A 20,303-nucleotide genomic window follows, 5' to 3' on the forward strand; every position below is an offset into this window, starting at 1 on the left:
CAGCGCGGCGACCTGCTCCGGGTCCGCCACCCCGCCGATCGCGCGCACCCGGCCGGCCGGGGAGACCGTGAAGGCGAACACCGCCCTCGGCTCCCCGTCCGGCGCCGTGACACACCGGGGCGTGTCACGCGCCCGGGGGAGCACCCCGGCCCCGCGGCGGCGGGAACGCTGACCGCACACGGTCACGAGGCAGGAAGGCTTCCTGACGCACGGTCAACTCGTGTTCCACCCCATGGAATTGTGCGTGCGGCAGCGGGGCCCCTGACATAGTCCGGGGCCATGGAGACCGACTCCTTCTGGGCTCTGATCGAGGACTGCCGTACGCACGGGTCCGGCACCGCCCGGCGGACCGCGTGGCTCCGCGACGCGCTCACCCGGCTCCCGGCCCGGCGCATCGTCCGCTTCCAGGCGTGCCTGGAGTGTGTCACCGACGAGGGTCACACCTGGAACCTCTGGGCCGCCGCCGACCGCATCTTCGGCGGCTGGTGCTCCGACGACGCGTTCTGCTGCTTCCTGTGGTGGCTGGTCGGGCTCGGCCGGCCGGTCTACGAGGCGGCCGTCTCCGACCCCGACGCCCTCGCGCGGGCGCCGGAGGTGCGCCGGTTGTCCGAGCTGCCCCGCGCGGACTGGACGGGCGAGGACCGGCCGCGCTGGGACGCGCTGGCCGAACTGGCGCACCGCGCCTACGCCGACGCGACCGGCGCCGCCCGGGACGACTGGCGCGGGTCGTTCTGCACCGCGGTCGAGCGGCTGCTGGCGGCTGAGGCGGACGTGGGGGCGGTGGCGGCGGACGCGGCGGCCCCCGGGCCCGACGGGCCGTGGGGGCGCCGCTGGAGCGCCCTCGACGAGGCGGAGTGCGCCCGCAGGCTTCCGCGGCTGAGCGCGCTCTTCCCGCTGCCGACGGCAGGGCGGGCCGAGGTCAGCCGCCGTTGACCAGGCGGATGTAGCGCACCCAGTCCCAGTTGGGGCCCGGGTCGGTGTGGTCGGTGCCCGGCACCTGGACATGGCCGATGATGTGCTCGCGGTCCTTCGGGATGCCGTACTTGCCGCAGATCTCGGCGGTGAGTGCGGCCGACGCGTGGTACATCGCGTCGGTGAACCAGGACGCGTCGTCGACCCAGCCCTCGTGCTCGATGCCGATGCTGCGGGTGTTGTAGTCCCAGTTGCCGGCGTGCCAGGCCACGTCGTGCTCGTGCACGCACTGGTCGATGGCGCCGTCGGCGGACCGCACGACGTAGTGCGCCGCGGCGGCGTGGGCCGGGTCCTGGAAGAGGGTGATGGTGTCGGCGAAGGTCTCCTGGGTGACGTGGATGACGACCATGTCGATCGCGTAGGTGGTGGGGCGGTTGGACGCGGTGTAGTTGGCGGTGCTGGCCGGGGCCCAGACGGCGCCTGGGTAGTCGACGGTGGTGGCCGCCGAGGCCCGGCCGCCGCCGGTCCACAGCTCGCCGGCGAGCGCGGTACCCGCAGCGGCGCCCAGCGCGAGGCCACCGCGCAGCAAGGACCGGCGGGTGTGGGGGAGTCGGGGGCTGCTGGGGCGTTCCATGGCGGGCTCCCTGAGAGGTCGCGGGGTGGTCGAGTCCATGACAAGAACGTCGGGCTCGCCCATCGTGGGGCCCCGGTTCGCGGCCTGCCAAGCACTTCGCGCAATGGCAGAGGTCCATGCCACTGGCGGACCCGCCGCACGGCCCGCCCCAGCTGCCTGCGGGCCGAGATCGTCCACTCACCCAACGTAGTCATGCTGTCCCCGTCCGGATAACGACTGATGCACGCTCACATCACCGCCCGGCCACATCGACTGACCGGTTTGCCTGCTCTGGGTATACCCTGCGCGTTTTGTTCCTACGCCCAACTCTCCGATTCGGCTTGGAAAACGTCTCCGGCTCTATTAACGTTCGATAACGCAGCGCGGTCGTCACCGCCGCCGCCAGGACGGCGGACCGCGCGCTTGCCGAATCCCGTCCGCGGGAACCGGGGACCCGAGAAAATGGGGTGAATCGGGCAGTAGTCAGGCCCGTAGGAGACCTTCTTCCTCCGAACCCGTCAGCTAACCCGGTAGGCGAGAGGGAAGGAAAGGAGAGCGCCCGTCGTGGCGTCCGACCAGCTTGCCTACGCCCCCGTCCGGCCCGAGGGCGACACCGCCCAGGAGCGGGACGACTTCCGACTTCCGCGCCAGCGCTCCAACGCCCTTGCGGCGCAAGGTGCCCCCGGCGCGACGGCCACTCCGGCGTTCGCCGCCTTCGCCCACGCGGGCGCGGCCGGACTGGCCCCGGCTCCCACCGTCGAGCCCGCCGCGCGCCCCGCGAAGATCCCGCTGCCGGACGCCGTACCGGGCGGCGGCGCGTCGCTGGCCGGTGTCCCCGCCTACGACCCGACGGCGCTCACCGCCCCCTCGGCCTTCTCCACCTCCGCTGCCGCACCGGTAGCCGACGCGGCGTCAACCGCGCTGCTCACGCGGCCCGTTGTGGACCCCGAGCCCGTGGAGGTCGCGGAGGTCGCGGAGGTCGCGGACACCACCGGGACCGTCGCCGAGCCCGTCGACCCCGGTACCGCGCTGTGCGCCCGCATCCTCGGCCAGGCCACCGCCCAGCGCGAGGCCGCGGCCCGCGCCGAGCGGGAGGCGGCCGAGAGGGCCGCCGCCGAGCAGGCCGCCCGCGAGGCCGCCGAGCGCAAGGTCCGCGAGCAGGTCGCCGCGGCGAAGGCCGCGGCCGAGGAAAAGGCCCGCGAGGAGGCCGCCGCGGCGGCCCGCGCCGAAGCCGAACGCCTCGCCCTGCTGGCCGCTTCGTACATCAAGCCCGTCGCCTGCGCCACGCTCGGCGCGGGCTTCGGCGAGACCGACCCCTGGGCCAACCTGCACAACGGCCAGGACTTCACCGCGCCGACCGGCACCCCCGTGCACGCCGTGCACGGCGGGACCGTCACCTCCGCGGGATGGGCCGGCAGCGACGGCTACCGGGTCGTGCTCACCCTCGACGACGGCACCGAGTTGAGGTACTGCCACCTGTCGACCATGGTCGTCACCGAGGGCCGTGTCACCACCGGCGACACGATCGGCCGCGTGGGCGCGACGGGTAACGTGCCCGCGCCGCACCTCCACCTGGAGGTCCGCCCCGACGGCGGCGCCCCGGTGGACCCGCTGCCATGGCTGCGCGCCCACGACGTCACCGTCTGAGGGTCGGCGGCGCCGGGGACCTGACCCCGCGGCGCCCCGCTCCACCGCCCCGGCGGCCCTGGCGACCATCCCCCCCGGCGCCAGGGCCGTCGGCCTTCGCGGGCACCCGGACCCCCGCGTCCCGGACGGCCAATAGGGCGCCGCGGCGCGGGCGTTGAGCGCGGGGGCGCGGTCCGCGCTAGAGGGCGACCGGGTCGGTGTGGCGGGCCGCCAGGTCCACCAGGGAGATCAGGTCGACCGGGGCGGTGTCGCCGTCCAGGGCGCGGTACTCGACGGCGGTGAGGATGGCCAGGCGCTCCGCGAGTTTCCAGTGGGGGTGGGTGTCGCCGGCGATCACCTCCGCGGCGGCCTGGGCGAGCGGGTGGCCGGCGGCGTGGGCGGTGTGGATGCGGTCGCGGGTCTGGAGCAGGTAGTCCGCGTAGACACCGACGTCCGCGGGCGTCATGAGCGGACCGTGCCCGGGCACCACGACCTGCGGGTCGCACGCGAGGACGCGCTGGACCGCCCGGTGCACCTCGTCGAGCGGCCCGGCCCAGTGCACGGGGTGGTCGTCGCAGAAGATGACGTCGCCGGCGCAGACCACGCCCTCGGTCGGCAGATGGACGATGAGGTCGCCGACCGTGTGCGCCGGGCCGACCTCGATCAACTCCACCGCGACACCGCTGACATCGAGGTCCAGCCGGCCTCCGAAGGTACGGGTCGGCGGCACCGCCTCGCTGACCCCGAAGTCGCCGTAGCGGCCGAAGTGCCGCGTGACATAGGCGCCGAGCGGGGTGCCCGGGTCGCTTCCGGCGACCAGGGCGGCCAGTTGGGCCGGACTCGGCTCCTTGCACAGGTGCTCGGTGTTGGCGTCCGTGCTGATCACCTCGGCGCCGGTCGCCGTGAACAGCCCGTTGCCGTACGAATGGTCACCGTTCCCATGGGTGTTGACGACCGTGGTGATCTCGGTGCCGGGCCGGAGGACGCGGGCGGACAGGCGCATCAGGTGGCGGGTCAGGTCGGCGGTGTAGGGGGTGTCGACCAGGAGCGCGGTGCCCTCGCCGGCGACCAGGACGCAGTTGGCCAGGCCCCAGGTGCCGTGCCCGTCGGGCAGCCACGCGTGGACGGCGGGGGTCAACGCGTGCAGCCGGCGCGGGGGTTCGATGGTCATGTCGCCTCACTGGGTGCGGTTCGCGGATCGGTCGGGGGTTCGATATCGGGGCCGGGGACGTCGGAGCCGGAGGCACGGGCGGGGTCGGGGTCGGGGTCGACCGGACCGGTCGCCGGTGCCTGCATCGGCGGCTGCGGCACCGGCCGCTCGCCCTGGTCGAAGAGCACGAACATCAGCCGCCCGCCGGGCACCCCGAACGGTCCCGCCGCGCACATCGTCGCCCATCCGGGCCCGAGTTCGGGGTGCAGCAGCGGTCTGGCGCCTTCGGCGCGCGGCTGGACGTACTCCGTCGTCGGGGAGTCGTAGCGGGGGCCGACCACCGGGTCGCGCCGCAGGTCGGCGAGCAGTCGCCGCAGGGTCGGGTCGGCCGGGCGCGCGGTGATCCCCGCCCGTAACTGCGGGACCAGCAGCGACAACCAGCTGTTCTCCCAGTCGACGAGGATCTCCCGGGCGCGGGCGTCCAGGAGCATCCACCGCATGATGTTGCCCGGCACCCCCTGTCGCCCGAACAGCCGCGCGAAGGCGGAGTTGTACGCGACGAGGTCCCACGCCGCGTCGCTGACGTACGCGATCTCCGGGGTGCCGGCCAGCACCCGCCGCCACGGCCGCGGGACGACCCGGCCGACCTCGGGGTCGAGCGGGAAGGCGGGCGGGGCGCCGGTCGCGTACAGCACCAGCGCCTCCCACTCCTGCTCGGTCAGGCGCAGCGTCCGGGCGATCGGTTCGAGGACCTCGGCGTCGATGGTGGCGAGCCTGCCGCGCTCCACGTAGCCGTACTTGTGCTCGGGCCAGCCCAGCAGGCGCGTCATGTGCTCGTGGGTGAGCCCCGCCACCTTGCGGCCGCGCGGTTCGGCGCGCGGCGTGAGGCCGAGGGCGCCCGGGTCCTGGCGGGCGCGCGCCCGGGCGAGCAGGATGCGCATGGCCTGACGGTCGCGCAACGGCGTCCCCCTCCACCGACGTCGCCCACCGGGCCCCTCATCCGGCCCCGGGCGAGAGCTCGGACGGGTCCAGCGCGCGGGCGAGCTTGTATCCGACCTCGAAACGACTGCCGGCACCGAGGCGTTCCATCAGCGCGGCCATCACATCCTCCACCGTGCGCCGCTCGATGCCGAGTCTGCGGGCGATCCGGTCGTCCCCGTACCCGTTGGTCATCAGCCGGATCACCGCCCGCTCCAACTCGCCCAGCGCCGCCTGCCGCAGCCGGGCGCCGGCCAGCGGCAGCGGGGTGGCCCGCTGCCAGTACGACTCGTAGATCGCGGTGAACGAGCGGACCAGGGCGGAGCCGCGGACCCGGAGCAGGGAGGGGCCGGGCGCGCCGGGTGTTCCCGCCGGGCCGACCGGACGCGCCGGGCGCAGCGGAACCGGCGAGCCCGGCCCCGCAGGCGCCGCGGACGGATACTCCGCAGGCAGGCAGACGGTGTGCCGGTCGAAGATCAGCATGTCGTGCGCGGTGTGGTCGACCACCCGGACGATGACGCCCGCCTCGGACAGTTCCTGGAGGAACCGGGCGCCCGCCGGGTCGCCGAGCACCGCGCGGGGGTACAGCGCGCGGACCCGTACCCCGCGCCGGGCGGGTGCCGCGTCGGCCTCCAGCCGCCACTGCGCACCGGTCCGGTCCAGGGGCGGCGGGACCTGGTAGAGCGTGTCCACGGACTCGCTCAGCCCGGCCGCCAGTTCCCGCAGGATCAGCGCGCCGGCGTACGGCCCGCTGAACTGGTCGACCGCGGCGGTCTGTTGTCCGGAGGACCGGTGCGACCCCGTGCTCGTGCCGGCTCCGGCGTCCGGGTCCGTCCCGGTGCGCGGGTGCGCCTCCGTGCTCCTCCAGCCCCCCGGGCGGTTGGAGTTGATGGCCAGCCGGTACCCGACATGCGTGGCCGCGTGCAGGACTTCCCTCAAGTCGCCCACCGGCTCGGTGTGGTGTCCGGTGCCTGGCCCGGACTTCGGATCGTCGCCGGAATCGGAATGCATCTGGCCTGACCTCCCTCGCTCACCGCGCGTTGCCGTTAGCGGCGTCCCCCCGCGCGCACGAGCCCCCCGTGGGACGAGAATCGACCCATCAGGCACAGAGTGTTACAGCGGCATCACTGGATTTCCAGGCCCAATCCGTCCAGGAAATCAATCCCCCGAAAGTACTCTCCAGTGGTGAAGTGGGGGCGTATGGTGCGGCGCTCGGGGGCTCATGTGCCGGTCGGCGTCCCACGCGCCTCACATGTCCCGCACGCACCACTGTGGCCTCCTGCTCGTGGTGCGGACACCTCGCGGTCCCGCCGTACACGGAATCTCCCCATCCTGCGGGCGGCCTTCGCCTTCGCGGGCCCGCCCCGCCTCCGGGCGCTGTCGTACGCTGGCCGGATGGGGAAGGAAGCGGGCGGGCGGATGGGGATCGTCACCGCGCTGGTCCGCTCCTCGTTCCTGGTGAACGCCGTGTACACCGAGTCCGGGCGGACCTACGGACTGACGCCCCAGCAAGGGCAGTTGCTGTGCGTGCTGATGCCGCAGCCCTACGGGATGGGCGAGCTCGGAGCGACGCTGGGGCTGGCGAAGTCGAGCCTGACCGGGCTGGTGGACCGCACCGCCCGGCGCGGCCTGGTGCGGCGCAGGGTCGACCCGGTCGACCGGCGGGTGGTGCGGGTGGAGCTCACCGAGCGCGGCGCGGCGCTCGCCCAGCGGTTCCACGCCGAGACCTGCCGCCAGCTCGAGCGGTTGCCCGAGGAGCTGGCCGAGCCGGACCGCGCCGCCCTGGCCGTACTGCTCGGGCGCCTGGTGCACGCCAACGAGGTGCCCGACGTCTTCATGGAGCCGGGGGAGTTCGGGGAGCTCGGAGAGGCCGGGAGTGTCGGGGACACGAACGACGGCTCGCCCGTACCCGCCGCCGCGCGCGCACCACGGCCCCCGCGTCTCGCCCGGACCGCGCCGGCGACCCGCACATCCGCGACAGGGAGGCGCCCGACCGGCGGGCGGTGAGGGACCGCCCGCACGGTCCCGTACGGAGCACGGTTCAGAGGTGCTTCGGTTCGTGCCGCGTCTGCTGCGGCGGGCCGTACGGCGGCGGCGGGTACGGCCCGGGCCCGCCGGGGGGCTGCGGCGCGTACACCGGCCGGTCGGCCGGCTGCCCAGTCGGCCCCGGAATCCCGAACTGCTGCCCGCCCGGCGCCATCTGCGGGGGCCATCCGGCGAACTGCGCGGGCGGGACCCAGCCGTGGACGCGGGGCGGCGGGATCGGCGGCGGCCCCTGCCGGACGGCGGGCCGGTCCAGCGCGACCGCGTGGGCCAGCGCGGGCTGCGCCAGCGCCCTGCGGTGCCACAGGTGGGAGAGGAGTTCGGCCTCCCGCGCGGCGAAGTCGGGCTCGGGGGCGCCGCGTTCGGCGGCCGCTCGCAGGAACGCGAGGTGGGTGGCGAAGGTGGTGTAGTCGCGGACCGCCCGGGCCGCCTGCTCGCCCACCAGCCGTTTGGCCTCGCGCCGGGCCTCCGCGCGTATCCGCATGGTGCCCAGCGCGTTCGGCTCGCCGACCGGCAGCCAGCCCGCGGCGGCGTACGGCGGCAGGTGGCGGCGGACCGTGCGCAGCTCGTCGGAGCGGGCCCAGAACGCCAGCCACACCACCAGCCCGAACACCGGCACCATCACCGAGACGTACATCGTCAGGAAGCCGATCGGGGACAGCTCGGAGCTGCCGTTCCACGAGCCGTGCAGCACCATCGCCATCAGCCAGCCGCACACCGGCGGCACCCAGCGCCAGCGCCAGTGCACCCCCGGGCGCAGGGTGGCCGCCAGCGCGAAGCCGATGCCGGTCATCGACGTGAACAGCGGGTGCGCGAAGGGCGTCATCAGCACCCGCACGATGAACGTCGCCACGGTGGTGCCGATCCCGCCGTCGCCCAGCGTCTTGTCCTGGTCGAAGGCGGTGCCGAGGTAGAGGATGTTCTCGGTGAACGCGAAACCGGTCGCGGTCAGTCCGGCCAGCACGATCCCGTCGAGCAGCGACTCGATGTGGCGGCGGCGGAAGAGGTAGAGCAGCAGCAGCGCGCTGCCCTTGGCGGTCTCCTCGACCAGCGGCGCGACGAAGGTCGCGCCCCACCGGTCGGACTGCGTCTGCGACGCGGAGAACGCCGTGGCCAGCAGCTTGGCGCCGTACTCGTTGGCGAAGATCGCCACCAGCGTGGCCGCGCAGGCGCCCCAGGAGAAGGCGAAGACGACGTTCTGCCACGGGCTGGGCGCCACGTGGTCGAACCACAGGTACGCCCACACGATCAGCGGTACCGGCAGCAGCGCGAGGGCCATCCCGACCAGGAACGGCTCGGTGCCGATGTGGTGCCGCAGCACCCCGAGGATCACCACCCCGCACACCGCGAGCGCGGTGAACAGCGCGCCCGTTCGTACCGCCCGGCTCTCCCAGAAGGCGCGCCGCGGCCCGTAGTGCACCGTGGTGGGCTCCCCCGCCGCGGCATCCCCGGCGGGGGAGTCGGGGGCGGAAGGGTACGAAAACGTCGTCACCATGACGACAGTACGGGGGCGGGGCGGCGCCGCGCGAGGGTACGGGGGAACCCGGCTCAGGTCCGTACGAACAGCAGGTCGCGCACCGCGTGGCCCTTGGCGAGCCCGGCCCGTTCGAACTTCGTCATCGGCCGGAAGTCCGGCCGCGGCGCGAACCCGGCACCGTACCGGTTGGCGAGACCCGGGGCCGCGGTCAGCACCTCCAGCATCTGCTCGGCGTAGGGCTCCCAGTCGGTGGCGCAGTGCACCACCGCGCCGGGCCGCAGCAGCGGGGTGACCAGGGTCACGAACTCCGGCTGGATCAGCCGCCGCTTGTGGTGCTTGGCCTTCGGCCAGGGGTCGGGGAAGTACACCCGCAGCCCGTCCAGCGAGGCCGGCGGCAGCATGTCGCGCAGCAGCACGATCGCGTCGCCGTTGGCCACCCGTATGTTCGTCAGCCCGGCCCGGTCGGCGAGCGCCAGCAGGTTCCCCTGGCCGGGGGTGTGCACGTCCACCGCGAGGATGCCGGTCGACGGGTCGGCGGCGGCCATCGCGGCGGTGGCGTCGCCCATGCCGAAGCCGATCTCGAGGACGACCGGGGTGCGGGAGCCGCCCTCGCCGGCCGGGAACAGCCGGCCCGGGTCCAGCGCGGAGCCGTCCAGCTCCACCCCCCACCGCGACCAGAGCCGGTCGATCGCCGCGGCCTGCGCCTGCGTGATCCGCCCGCGCCGGGCGTGGAAGCTCCGGATGCGGTGCTCACCCCGTGACCCGGCGGGATCGGGGGCGGGACCGGACGGGAACTTCACGGAGGGGGCGGGGGCAGGTGCGGGGGCAGGGGATGACGTCGACACAATGCCGCCGATTCTACGGGGGCGGCGCGGGAGGCGGCCGAGACGCGGATCACGGGGGGAGCCCGCCGCGGCGCCCCGTCGTGCCTACGCGGGGGCCGCCAGGAGGGGGCGGGCGCGCTCGCGCAGGTCGAGCACCTGGGGGTCGTCGTTGTACGGCTCCAGGCGGTGCAGGAGGTCGCGGACGTACTCCGTGGTGCGGGCGGAGGAGATCCGCCCGGCCACCTCGACCGCCTTGACGCCGGCCGCGCAGCACGCGTCCAGGTTGCCGGACTCCAGCTCGGCGACCGCCGAGACCACCAGGCGCAGGCCGTGCGAGCGGACGAACTCCTCGGTGGGCCGGGCCAGGGCCTGCTCGGTGAAGCGCTGGACCTGGCGCGGGAGGCGCAGGTCGCGGTAGCACTCGGCGGCGTCGGCGGCGAGCCGGTCGTAGGAGTAGAAGCCGAGCCAGCTCGGGTCGGTGTCCCCGGCGCGGGCCCGCTCCAGCAGCGCCTCGGCGGCGGCCAGCGAGGCACCGCAGGCGGCGGCCTCGCCGGCCTTGGCGTGCGCGCGTGCCTCGACGAGGTGGAAGAAGCTCATGGTGCGGGCGGTGGCCAGGCCCCGGTTGCGCTCGAGGGCGGCCTGCGCGAGGTCGACGCCTTCGTCCGCGAAGTTGCGGTAGGTGGCCTGCAGCGACATCGACGCCAGGACGTAGCCGCCGAGCGGGACGTCCGCGGCGGCGCGGGCCAGCCGCAGCGCCTGGATGTAGTAGCGCTGCGCCGCCTCCTGCTGGCCGGTGTCGAAGGCCATCCACCCGGCCAGCCGGGTGAGTTCGGCGGTCGCGCCGAACAGCGCGCGGCCCACGTCGTCGCTGTAGGAGCCGAGCAGCAGGGGCGCGGCCTCGACCCGCAGGCACTCCGGCACCATGCCCGAACGCCAGTCGCCGCCGCCGTACTTGGAGTCCCAGCGGCGCGCGTCGTCCGCGGCCTCGCGGAGCTTGGTGACATCGGTGTGGCCGACGTGCGCCATGCCGGGCGCGGGGGCGTCGCGGGCGACGGTCGCGTCGGCCGGGGTGATCAGCCAGCGCGAGGCGGGGGTGACGTAAGCGCTCACTGCGAAGGATCCGGCCAAGCTCTGCCAGATCCCCGCGCCACCGGGACCGCGCCGCCCGGCGAGATCGAGCCGCCACAGGTCGGTGGCCGATTTCACCGCCTCCCCGACGTCGCGCGGGAAGGCGAGCCCGACCTCCGGTGCGGGGTCGGCGTCGGCGAGCCCTATCTCGTGCAGGGGGACGGGGCGGCCGAGCTTGCCCGCGATGGCCGCGGCTATCAGGTGGGGCGCCGCGCCCTGCGGCACCATGCCCTTGGTGACCCAGCGGGCCACCGAGGTCTTGTCATAACGCAGCGTCAGACCACGTTGCGCACCTAGGTCGTTGACCCTGCGGGCGAGTCCGGCGTTGCTGATGCCCGCCATGGCGAGAAGGGTGCCGAGCTTCTCGTTCGGCCCGCGGTGTTCTCTGTTCACTGCGGTTCACCTCGTGATGCCGCTGGGGGCAGGCCGGCCCGGCCTGGTGATGTCATGGGGTACGGGGGTCACCCTCCCCTGGCGCCCGATTCAGCCACCGCGGAAGCCGCGGTGCGGCGGGTGCGGTGCCTGTGCCGGACACCCGAGCCGCGCGTACGGGTGCGAACCGGGTACACCCAGCGTAGTTCGCCGCATCCCGACCGTTAAGAGGCTTGTGCCGGATGGCCGGAAACGGTCGGGTGCCCCCGGGCGCCCGGCGTGCGATGCGCGCACGATCCGGCGTGTGCTCCCGGTATATGTGGCCGTGCGCCCGGCCGTGCGCTCTGTGCCGTTCGGTGCCGTGCCGCTTGCATGGGCCCATGGGTCGGCCCGCGGGCCACGGCAGGCGGCTATGCCGGGGTGGAGCGGGCCACGGGGTTCCGCTGCCACAATCCCCGCGGGTGGCGGACCGGCCCGGGCGGCGTCCGAACGCCTCCCGGGCCGTTGACCCCGTGGCCGATTCTGTAAAGGTGTTTCCCGGGCGCATGATCGGCCCGAGACACGTTCGGTGACCGTTCCCGACCGCCCGGGGACGGCTCGTCCCGCACCCGCGAGGCATATCAACTGCGGCATGTGCCGCGGACTTTGGCGCGAACCAGACGTTTCGCCCCGGTCCGCCGCCGGCCGGCCCGCCCGCTGTTTCCGGGTGGGTTCGCACCCGGCCCGGGCATGCGACCCGGTGCCCCTTGGTGCACCCATGCGTCTCCTCGCGCGCTTCCTCGTGGCAGCATGGTCTTTCGGACGTCAGACGTGGCGGCCCGGCGGGGTGAGCGGCACTGGGAGCGGAGCCGAGCCACGCCGGCTGTCCACAGCCTGTGGAGGCGGCGATGCGGTGGTTGGTGGGGTGGAGCAGTGCCACTGCGGGTCCACTGCCCGGCGCGCGGTCGCGTGCGCTCCAGCCCGTCGGCGCCCAACTCCTGTGGGGTGACCCCGATCCGCTGTGGGCGGTGGGGGATTGGCGCCCCGACGAGGTGCGGGTGGTGCACGCCGACGCCGGCACGAACCTCAACGGACGTGCCCCGGCGCGCGGTTCGGGTGCCCACGGCGCAGGTGCCGACCCGTACGGAGACGGGTACGGCGGTGCAACGCGCCGCGGCACGAACGGTGCCCCGTACGGAAGTTCGCAGGGCGTGGCCCGGCTCGCCGTGCTCGGGCGGTGCGGTGCCACCGACGCCGAGCTGCGGCTCGGCCTGGTCGCGGCCCGGGGCGGCGCGCTGCGGCATGTCACCGCCTGGCCGGGCAGCTACGCCGCGGTACTCCAACTCGGCCGCCGCATCACCGTGTTGGGTGACCTTGCCGGTGCCCTTCCGGTCTTCCACACCCGCTGGCAGCACGGCACCGCCTACGCCACGGCCGCCCTTCCGCTGGCCGACCTGATCGAGGCCGGTCTCGACGTCACCCACCTCGCGGCCACCCTGGCCTGCCCGGACGCACCCGAGGCGCTGATCGACGGGACGCCGTACCTGGGCGTGCGCCGGGTGCCGCCCGGGCACGCGCTCATCCTGCGCGACGGCGCACCCGAGATCACCGGTTACGAGCCCACCGCGTCGCTGGCCGCCGGCCATCAACCGGCCAGCGCCGCCGAGGGATTGGCCGCCGTGGAGGGCGTGCGCGACGCGCTGCTGGACGCGGTGCGGGTCCGGCTGGCGCAGCCCCGCTTCGTGCCCGACGGCGCCCTGGACGGGATCGGACCGGCGCCGGGCATCGGCGCCGACCTGTCCGGCGGCATCGCGTCCTCCACGCTGGCGCTGCTCGCCGCCGGGCTGCCCGGCATGCCCGGCACCCTGCCCGGTGCGCCCGGGTCGCTGGCCGGGGAGCGGCTGCTCGCGGTCACCTTCAACGACCTGGCCGGCGGCGGCGCCGACGGGCCGCACGGCGCGGCGGCCGAACTCGAACGGGCCCGGGAGATGGCCGCCGACCCCCGGCTGCGGCACATCGTCGTCCCCGGCGGCCCGGAGGCGCTGCCGTACGCCGACCTCCTCTCCGGGTGGTCCGACGGCTCCGGCGGGATCGGCGCGCTCACCGACGAGCCCGGCCCCGCGCTGGTCAGCGCCGAACGCCACCGGCGCCGGCTCGCCGCGGGCGGCGCCGACCACCTGATCGGCCACGGCGCCCGGCAGGTGCTCGACGCCCACCCGGCGCGCCTGGCCGACCTGTTGATGGACCGGCGCCGCCGGCACCTGCTGCGCCCGGTGGCCGCGCTCACCCGGGCGGACGGCGGCGGCACCCTCTCCGGCTCGCTCACCTCCGTGACCGTCCCGGTCACCGTCTACCGCGCCGCGCGACGGCTGGCCCGTACCCCGTACCGGCAGGGCGTCGAGGACGTCGCGGCGGCGCTGCTGCGGCGGGACTTCGGGCTCGGCGGGCCGGAGGGCCCGGGCGGCGGCGCGCTCACCGCGTCGCTGGCCGCGATGGTCTGGGTACGGTCCGGGCCGGCGGCGCGCTGGCTCACCGGCGAGGCACTGGCCGAAGTATCGGTTCGCCTCCAGGAGGCGGCGCGCCGGCCCTGGCCGCTGGAACGCCCCGGCGAGCGCCGCGCCCGCGCCGCGCTGGCCCGGCACGCCGCGGACTACCGGGTGCTGGAGCAGGCCGCGACCGTACCGAGCCAGCGGCTGCACGCGCCGTTCCTCGACAACCAGGTGGTACGGGCCTGCCAGGCGCTGCCGGGCGCGCTCCGGGTCCGCCCGGGGGCCCGCGCGGAGGTGCTGCGGGTGGCGCTGTCCGGTGCCGGCGTGCACGGCCTGCCGGCGGGCTGGGGGAGCAGTTCGCCGGGGGCCGCCTGGTCGTCGGCGACCCGGGTGGGGCTGCGCGCCGCGCTCGACCCGCTGCTCGACCTGTTCGAGGCACCGCTGCTGGCGGACGCGGGGCTGGTCGACGCGCGGGTGCTGCGCGGAGGGTTCCGCGCGGCGGCCTCGGCGGCCGCGGCAGCCGCCTCGGCGGACGGGCGGGGCGCCGGGATCGGTGAGGTGCTCGCGCTGGAAGGGCTCGGCGAGATCGTCGCCACCGAGGTCTGGCTGCGCCGGCTGCTGGGGCGGCGGGGTTCGTGCTGGACGGGGGCGGACGCGCCGGAGCAGCGCGCGCTGGCCGAAGGGGTGCAGCGGCTTTCGTTGTGAGGGCGGGGCGTTGCGGGTGGGGCGGGTGGTTGCCGGGGTGCCCGGGGGTTCGCGCGCCTGGGGGTTCGCGTGCCCGGGCGAGCCCGGTTGCCGGTCCGGGCGGGGGCGGAGCGTCCGTGCGGGTGGGTGCGTGCGGGTGGAGCCGCGGCCGGCAGCCGGGTGGGCTCGCGGCCGACGGGCGGACCTTTGCACCTGTCCACCTGGGGGCGTGGGGGAGCCGCGGTCGTGCACCCGTGGACACGCAGAGGCGTGCACCCGTGAACACGCGGAGCCGGACATCGGGTACCCGTCCCGGCGGCCGCGGGCATCCCGCAGAATGGGGGAGCGGGTGCGGCCGCCCACGGACGCGGGGCGCCGCAGGCAGCGGCACAAGGTGAGCAGACGCCGGCCGGGCGGATGCCGGACGCGAGGCGAGGTGCGGGCACGATGGCCGTGTGGGACGACGTGGTGGGGCAGCCCGGCGTGGTGGCCGAACTGGCCTCGGCCGCGGAGGCCGCGGACGCGCTCGTGGCGGCCGACCACGGCGACGAGCGGCCCGCCGGCGCCGCCGCCAACGCCTCGCGGATGACCCACGCCTGGCTCTTCACCGGCCCACCCGGCTCCGGCCGCGCCACCGCGGCGAAGGCGTTCGCGGCGGCGCTCCAGTGCGTCAGCCCGGACAAGAAGCTGGGCGCGCCCCCCGGCTGCGGCTTCTGCGACGGCTGCCACACCGCGATGATCGGCACCCACGCCGACGTGGAGTACGTCCGCACCGACCTGCTCACCATCGGCGTGAAGGACACTCGCGACCTGGTCCGCCGCGCCTCGCTCTCCCCGGCCGGCGGCCGCTGGCAGGTGATCGTCCTGGAGGACGCCGACCGTCTCACCGAGGGCGCGGCGAACGTGCTGCTCAAGGCGATCGAGGAGCCCGCCCCCCGGACGGTGTGGCTGCTGTGCGCGCCGTCCGTGGAGGACGCGCTGCCCACCATCCGCTCCCGCTGCCGGCTCCTCACCCTGCGCACCCCCTCTCCGGAGGCGGTCGCCGACGTCCTGACCCGCAGGGACGGCATCGACCCTGACCTCGCCGCCCGCGTGGCGCGCTCCACCCAGGGCCACATCGGCCGGGCCCGCCGGCTGGCCACCGACGAGTCCGCCCGGGCCCGCCGCGCGAACGTCCTGCGCCTGCCGATGCGCGTCGCCGACATCGGCGGCTGTCTGCGCGCGGCCCAGGAACTGGTGGACGCCGCCGGGGAGGACGCGAAGGCCGTCGCGGAGGAGGTCGACGCGAAGGAGACCGAGGAGCTGCGCACGGCCCTCGGCGCCGCGGCCGGCACCGGTGGGCGGATGCCGCGCGGCACCGCCGGCGTGATGAAGGACCTCGCCGACCGCCAGAAGCGCCGTTCGACCCGCACCCAGCGCGACACCCTCGACCTCGCCCTGACCGACCTGGCCGGCTTCTACCGCGACGTGCTCAACCTCCAACTCGGCGGTTCCCGCGACCGGGTGGCCAACGTCGAGGTGCTCGACGGCATCGAGCAGATCGCCGGGGCCTCCCGTCCCGAGCACAGCCTGCGGCGCATCGACGCGGTCCTGGCCTGCCGTGACGCCCTCGACCGCAACGTGGCGCCGCTCCTCGCCGTCGAGGCCATGACGCTGGCCCTGCGCGCCGGTTGACCGCTCCCGGGATGTCCCGCCGTTCCGTCGGCCGAGCCCCACTCCGGCACCGCGGGGCTCACCTCACGGTCAGCACCACCTTTTCCCGACTCCAGCTCCGCGTGCGCCTTCGCCGCGTCCCGCAACGGGAACGTCGCCGAGACGTGCGGCTGCCCTCGTCCACCAGCGCGGCCAGCGCCTCCAGCCCGGTCCGGTCCGGCGAGCTGCGCCGCCGCCTCGACGGCATCACCCAGAAGTCCCCCACCCAAGGGCTGCGCAACCCCGAAGGCGACGGCCTGGTCATCCGCACCGTCCACCCGACCATCCCGCGCCGGGGCGAGTACGCCCTCACCGATTCGGGCCGCGACTCTGCCGCCCTGCTCGAGTCGATGCGCGTGCGGGCCGAGCACCACATGGCCGACATCCTCACCGCCCGCCAGGACTACGCGTCCCGCCCCGCCCCCGAGCCCGTCTCCGGCTGACCGGAAGGGCGGGTAGGCGCGGAACGGCCCGGAACGGACGGCACGGGCTGGCACGACGGGTCCGCCCGGTACGGGTCGGGGCGACGGGGTCCGCATGGCACGACGGCACGCCTCGGTAGGCCGCGACCTGCCCCGTTGTGCTGCCTTCGGGTGATCACGCGCCCCCCGCGCACCCGGGTCCCGCCCGCCGGGCGCCCGCGGATGCAAGGTGCATGCAGCGTCCCCGCCGCTCGCCGTGTCCCCGCGGGGCCGCAGCCGTCCCGAAGGGGCTCCGCCGTGCCCGACGCCGTACTCGTCCTCCTCCTGCTGCTGGCCGCCGGTGCGAGCGCGGTGCTGGCGCTGCGGGCCCTGCGGCACTGGTACGGCGAGCGAGCCGGCCGCGTGTACGAGCTGCCGGTCGACCATCGCGGCACCCTGCTGCGCGCGGGCGCGTCGAGTGTGGCCGCGCTGGTCGCCGCGACCGTCGCCGTACCGCTGCTGCACGACGCTGCCTCCGGCCCGGTCCGCACCCGCGCGGTGGCCGCGCGCAAGCCCGGCGGCCGACCGTCACCACCCGCGCGCACGCCCGAACCCGCGCCCCCGCCGCCGGAACTGCGCACCCTCGGCCGCCCCGGCGGCGGCACCCTGCAGGAACTCCGCGACGGCACCCGCGTCTGGCTGCCGCGCCACTACACGACCCCGGCCGCGGCCGACATCGCCTATCCCGTCGTTGTCGTCCACGACTCCTCCCCCTCGGCCTCCACCTCGGTCTCCCCCTCCGCCGCTTCCGCCGCCTCCTTCGTCGATACGGCGCTCTACTCGGCCTTCGCCGGCCAGGCGGCCCACCACCTCGCCAACTCCTTCCTGCTCGTCACTCCTCCCGCCTGCGGCACCGACTCCGCTGCCGTGCTCACCGAAGTGGCCGCCCACTACCGGACCCTGACCGGCCGGGCCGCGCGCGGCGTGATCGGGATCGGCACCCAGGCACCCTGCGCCGTCCGCGAGGCGCTGTCCCATCCGGGGCGCTACGCGGCCGCCGCCGGCATCTCCGGCAGCTATCCCTCCCTCACCCGGCCGACCGGCCGCTATCCCTCCCTCCTGCTGGCATCCACCGCCTCCGAGGCCGGGCAGCGCGCGTCCGGCGTACGGCTGCGGACGTCCCTCCGGCCCACCGGCGACCAGGTCCGCCTGCTCGACGGGGTGCCCCGGGCGCAGGACCTACTGGCCCAGGTCGCCGCGTACCTCACCGAGAAACTGGACGGCCCGGCCCGCACCCCGACGGCGCACCTCACCCCGGCGCCCACCGCACCGGGCACGTCGGCCGCACCGACCGCCGTACCCACCGGAACCGGACCCGCCGACGGCACCCCGCACGGCACCGCGACCACCGGCACGTCCCCGAGCGCACCCCATTCCGTCACCGCGCCGACCTCCCGGTCGGCCCGCGAACGGACGCGCACTCCCGTGGCCTCCCCGCACTCCTCCGCACACACCACCCACCCGCCGGCACCCGTCCACAAACCCGCCACCGCACCCACATCCGCACCCCGGCGAACCCCGCGGGCCGCGCCCCGCACCCCTTCACCCCACCCTTCACCGCACCCGCACACCTCCACGATGCCCGGCAGACCCCGCGCCACACCCGGAATCCACCCGTAGAACCCGGAATCACTCAAAAGGCGACAGGGTTGACGGTCGCGGGCCCCTCACGCCGGATACGCTCGCTGTCACCCAACGGGAGGATCCGAGCCGCCGATGCCCGCCGCCAAGCACCCCACGCGACTGCTCCGTGTCCCCGCCACCGTGCTGGCGGTGGCGGGACTGATGCTGACCGCATGCTCGGGAGGGAGCGGCCACAAGGCCGCCGCGTCCTCGCCCGGCGCCTCCACGTCCTCCTCCGTGGCCGGCTCGGCCGCGCCGTCGGCGTCCAGCACCTCCGTGGACCTGACCTCGTACTACAAGCAGAAGATCACCTGGAAGAGCTGCGGCGTGGCCGGGTTCGACTGCGGCACCATGACGGTCCCGCTGGACTACGCCCACCCCGTGGCCGCCGACGACATCAAGCTCGCCGTCGCCCGGAAGAAGGCCACCGGCAAGGGCAAGAAGCTCGGCTCCCTCCTGGTCAACCCCGGCGGCCCCGGCGGCTCCGCGATCGACTACCTCCAGTACGCGGCCCTCGGCTACCCCTCCGAGGTCACCTCGCGCTACGACATGGTCGCCGTCGACCCGCGCGGCGTCGCCCGCAGCGAGCCCGTGGAGTGCCTGACCGACAAGCAGATGGACACGTACACCGCCGTCGACACCACCCCCGACAACACCGCCGAGATCAAGGCCCTCACCGCCGCGGACCGCACCTTCGACGCCGCCTGCAACCGCCGCTCCGGCAAGCTGCTCGGCCACGTCTCCACCGTCGACTCCGCCCGCGACATGGACGTCCTGCGCGGCATCCTCGGCGACCCGAAGCTCAACTACGTCGGCAAGTCGTACGGCACCTTCCTCGGCGCCACCTACGCCGGGCTGTTCCCCAAGAACGTCGGCCACGTCGTGCTCGACGGCGCGATGGACCCCTCCATCAGCTCGCTCGAGAGCAGCCGCACCCAGGCCGGCGGCTTCGAGGTCGCCTTCGACGCGTTCGCCAAGGACTGCGTCGCCCGCGCCGACTGCCCCCTCGGCACCAAGTCCGTCGCCGTCGCCGGCAAGCGCCTGACCGCGCTCTTCAAGTCCCTCGACGCGCACCCCCTGAAGACCGGCACCCCGGCCCGCCCCCTCACCGAGGCCCTCGGCACCACCGGTGTGATCTCCGCGATGTACGACCAGTCCGCCTGGCCGAGCCTGCGCGACGCCCTCACCGACGCGACCAAGGGCGAGGGCGACGCCCTCCTCAAGCTGTCCGACAGCTACTACGAGCGCGACGACTCCGGCAAGTACAGCAACCTCATGTACGCCAACGCCGCGGTCAACTGCCTCGACCTGCCGCCGGCCTTCAAGTCCCCGGCCGAGGTCGAGAAGGCCCTGCCGTCCTTCCGGAAGGCGTCCCCCCTCTTCGGCACCACGCTGGCCTGGTCCTCCCTCGGCTGCGCCTACTGGCCGGTCGCCGCGACCGGCCACGCCGCCAAGATCACGGCGAACGGAGCGGGCCCCATCCTGGTCGTCGGCACCACCCGCGACCCCGCCACCCCCTACGCCTGGGCCCAGTCCCTCGCGTCCCAGCTCAGCTCCGGCCACCTCCTCACCTACAACGGCGACGGCCACACCGCCTACGCCCGTGGATCGGCCTGCATCGACTCCGCCGTCAACGCGTACCTCCTGGCGGGTACCGTCCCCCCTGCCGGCAAGAAGTGCTCCTGACCTGGCCTTCCCCATGATCCCCCCGCGGTCCCGAGCACCCTCCCGAACCCTGTAGACTTTCCCCCGCTGCTGCTGACACCCTTGTGCCCAGTGGCGCACCCCGCACCAAGCCGCCTTAGCTCAGTTGGCCAGAGCAACGCACTCGTAATGCGTAGGTCTCGGGTTCGAATCCCGAAGGCGGCTCCGGCAAAGGCCAGGTCACATAGCCCGTGACCTGGCCTTTTGGCATTTCTGGGGGGTGTCGCGTCCGGCCGTTCGGACGGCGGCGAACGGCTTGCGTGAGAGATGCGTGAGCGGGTCCGGCGATCTTGGTTCTGCGCGTGGTGTCGAGGTCGCAGTTTGACCCGTGCGGGAACGAGATTCGCGACGATTCCCGGTGCGAACCTGCGGGAGAAGGTGTGCCCTCGCCCCCGCTAAACGTCCGGCCGTTCGCACGTTGCTCTTGCACAAGCCCCGGCCGTCGCCTCCTGGTCCTGCTGGCACACCCGGAGCATGGTGGGTCCCGCAGCCTCAACGAGATGGCGCCACCCGGCTGGAGATGGGCTCCGACGACCAACCGTCAGCCT

The 20,303-nt window shown here is 74.8% G+C and carries 15 protein-coding genes, 1 tRNA gene and 1 riboswitch; of the genes, 9 read left to right on the forward strand and 7 right to left on the reverse strand.

The window, feature by feature from the left end; genetic code table 11:
• Window positions 1-279: 279 nt before the first annotated feature.
• Window positions 280-933 carry a DUF4240 domain-containing protein gene (locus C4U44_RS10575; RefSeq protein ID WP_103885445.1) on the forward strand — a complete coding sequence of 218 codons (654 nt, stop codon included), beginning with the start codon at window positions 280-282 and terminating at the stop codon, window positions 931-933.
• Here C4U44_RS10575 and C4U44_RS10580 read toward each other — a convergent pair.
• A complete protein-coding gene (locus C4U44_RS10580) occupies window positions 920-1,546 on the reverse strand; it encodes an N-acetylmuramoyl-L-alanine amidase (RefSeq protein WP_103885446.1) in 627 nt (208 codons plus the stop codon). The genes C4U44_RS10575 and C4U44_RS10580 overlap by 14 nt on opposite strands.
• 393 nt (window positions 1,547-1,939) lie before the next feature.
• Window positions 1,940-2,077, forward strand: a riboswitch (cyclic di-AMP (ydaO/yuaA leader).
• A gap of 12 nt (window positions 2,078-2,089) precedes the next feature.
• Between C4U44_RS10580 and C4U44_RS10585 the strand changes: the two genes are divergently transcribed.
• Complete coding sequence (locus C4U44_RS10585) at window positions 2,090-3,172, forward strand: M23 family metallopeptidase (protein WP_103885447.1); 1,083 nt, start codon at window positions 2,090-2,092, stop codon at window positions 3,170-3,172.
• Between the two features lie 178 nt (window positions 3,173-3,350).
• Here the strand turns inward: C4U44_RS10585 and C4U44_RS10590 are convergent, their stop codons facing one another.
• From C4U44_RS10590 to C4U44_RS10600, 3 genes are read right to left on the reverse strand one after another with little or no spacing between them, the layout of a single operon-like run.
• Window positions 3,351-4,322 carry an MBL fold metallo-hydrolase gene (locus C4U44_RS10590; RefSeq protein WP_103885448.1) on the reverse strand — a complete coding sequence of 324 codons (972 nt, stop codon included), beginning with the start codon at window positions 4,320-4,322 and terminating at the stop codon, window positions 3,351-3,353.
• Window positions 4,319-5,242: an MmyB family transcriptional regulator gene (locus C4U44_RS10595; protein ID WP_103885449.1), complete on the reverse strand. Its 924-nt coding sequence runs from the start codon at window positions 5,240-5,242 to the stop codon at window positions 4,319-4,321. The genes C4U44_RS10590 and C4U44_RS10595 overlap by 4 nt, the downstream gene beginning before the upstream one ends.
• Before the next feature lie 55 nt (window positions 5,243-5,297).
• A complete protein-coding gene (locus C4U44_RS10600) occupies window positions 5,298-6,290 on the reverse strand; it encodes a helix-turn-helix transcriptional regulator (RefSeq protein WP_103885450.1) in 993 nt (330 codons plus the stop codon).
• Between the two features lie 384 nt (window positions 6,291-6,674).
• Between C4U44_RS10600 and C4U44_RS10605 the strand changes: the two genes are divergently transcribed.
• On the forward strand, window positions 6,675-7,286 hold the full coding sequence (locus C4U44_RS10605) for a MarR family winged helix-turn-helix transcriptional regulator (protein WP_103885451.1): 612 nt from the start codon (window positions 6,675-6,677) through the stop codon (window positions 7,284-7,286).
• 34 nt (window positions 7,287-7,320) lie between these two features.
• On the opposite strand, the gene C4U44_RS10610 is transcribed toward C4U44_RS10605, so the two are convergent.
• The 3 genes from C4U44_RS10610 to C4U44_RS10620 all read right to left on the reverse strand — a co-directional run bounded on the left by C4U44_RS10610 (window position 7,321) and on the right by C4U44_RS10620 (window position 11,144).
• Window positions 7,321-8,817 carry a PrsW family intramembrane metalloprotease gene (locus C4U44_RS10610; protein ID WP_103885452.1) on the reverse strand — a complete coding sequence of 499 codons (1,497 nt, stop codon included), beginning with the start codon at window positions 8,815-8,817 and terminating at the stop codon, window positions 7,321-7,323.
• A gap of 53 nt (window positions 8,818-8,870) precedes the next feature.
• Window positions 8,871-9,647: a tRNA (guanosine(46)-N7)-methyltransferase TrmB gene (gene trmB, locus C4U44_RS10615; protein ID WP_235032013.1), complete on the reverse strand. Its 777-nt coding sequence runs from the start codon at window positions 9,645-9,647 to the stop codon at window positions 8,871-8,873.
• 81 nt (window positions 9,648-9,728) lie between these two features.
• Window positions 9,729-11,144, reverse strand: coding sequence for an MFS transporter (locus tag C4U44_RS10620; protein ID WP_103885454.1), 1,416 nt, complete (start codon window positions 11,142-11,144; stop codon window positions 9,729-9,731).
• Between the two features lie 866 nt (window positions 11,145-12,010).
• On the opposite strand from C4U44_RS10620, the gene C4U44_RS10625 reads away from it, so the two are divergent.
• From C4U44_RS10625 to C4U44_RS10650, 6 genes are all read left to right on the forward strand, one after another.
• Window positions 12,011-14,296: an asparagine synthase-related protein gene (locus tag C4U44_RS10625; RefSeq protein WP_103885800.1), complete on the forward strand. Its 2,286-nt coding sequence runs from the start codon at window positions 12,011-12,013 to the stop codon at window positions 14,294-14,296.
• Between the two features lie 426 nt (window positions 14,297-14,722).
• Entirely contained in the window at window positions 14,723-15,949 is a 1,227-nt protein-coding gene (locus C4U44_RS10630; protein WP_103885455.1) for a DNA polymerase III subunit delta', read from the forward strand.
• A 143-nt stretch (window positions 15,950-16,092) separates the two neighbouring features.
• Complete coding sequence (locus C4U44_RS10635; RefSeq protein ID WP_160145011.1) at window positions 16,093-16,410, forward strand: winged helix-turn-helix transcriptional regulator; 318 nt, start codon at window positions 16,093-16,095, stop codon at window positions 16,408-16,410.
• A gap of 276 nt (window positions 16,411-16,686) precedes the next feature.
• Window positions 16,687-18,048 (forward strand): hypothetical protein, encoded by a 1,362-nt coding sequence (locus C4U44_RS10640; protein ID WP_103885457.1) that lies wholly within the window; start codon window positions 16,687-16,689, stop codon window positions 18,046-18,048.
• 96 nt (window positions 18,049-18,144) lie between these two features.
• Complete coding sequence (locus tag C4U44_RS10645) at window positions 18,145-19,737, forward strand: alpha/beta hydrolase (protein WP_103885458.1); 1,593 nt, start codon at window positions 18,145-18,147, stop codon at window positions 19,735-19,737.
• A 109-nt stretch (window positions 19,738-19,846) separates the two neighbouring features.
• A tRNA-Thr gene (locus tag C4U44_RS10650) sits at window positions 19,847-19,920 on the forward strand.
• Window positions 19,921-20,303: the final 383 nt, after the last annotated feature.

This window comes from Actinacidiphila yanglinensis, assembly GCF_900107965.1.
Lineage (GTDB): Bacteria > Actinomycetota > Actinomycetes > Streptomycetales > Streptomycetaceae > Actinacidiphila > Actinacidiphila yanglinensis.

Excerpts from the sequence above, each read along its gene's own strand:
- C4U44_RS10575 (WP_103885445.1), top strand. The coding sequence starts at position 280 with ATGGAGACCGACTCCTTCTGGGCTCTGATCGAGGACTGCCGTACGCAC.
- C4U44_RS10580 (WP_103885446.1), bottom strand. The coding sequence starts at position 1,546 with ATGGAACGCCCCAGCAGCCCCCGACTCCCCCACACCCGCCGGTCCTTG.
- C4U44_RS10590 (WP_103885448.1), bottom strand. The coding sequence starts at position 4,322 with ATGACCATCGAACCCCCGCGCCGGCTGCACGCGTTGACCCCCGCCGTC.
- C4U44_RS10595 (WP_103885449.1), bottom strand. The coding sequence starts at position 5,242 with ATGCGCATCCTGCTCGCCCGGGCGCGCGCCCGCCAGGACCCGGGCGCC.
- C4U44_RS10600 (WP_103885450.1), bottom strand. The coding sequence starts at position 6,290 with ATGCATTCCGATTCCGGCGACGATCCGAAGTCCGGGCCAGGCACCGGA.
- C4U44_RS10605 (WP_103885451.1), top strand. The coding sequence starts at position 6,675 with ATGGGGAAGGAAGCGGGCGGGCGGATGGGGATCGTCACCGCGCTGGTC.
- C4U44_RS10610 (WP_103885452.1), bottom strand. The coding sequence starts at position 8,817 with ATGGTGACGACGTTTTCGTACCCTTCCGCCCCCGACTCCCCCGCCGGG.
- C4U44_RS10625 (WP_103885800.1), top strand. The coding sequence starts at position 12,011 with ATGCGGTGGTTGGTGGGGTGGAGCAGTGCCACTGCGGGTCCACTGCCC.
- C4U44_RS10630 (WP_103885455.1), top strand. The coding sequence starts at position 14,723 with ATGGCCGTGTGGGACGACGTGGTGGGGCAGCCCGGCGTGGTGGCCGAA.
- C4U44_RS10645 (WP_103885458.1), top strand. The coding sequence starts at position 18,145 with ATGCCCGCCGCCAAGCACCCCACGCGACTGCTCCGTGTCCCCGCCACC.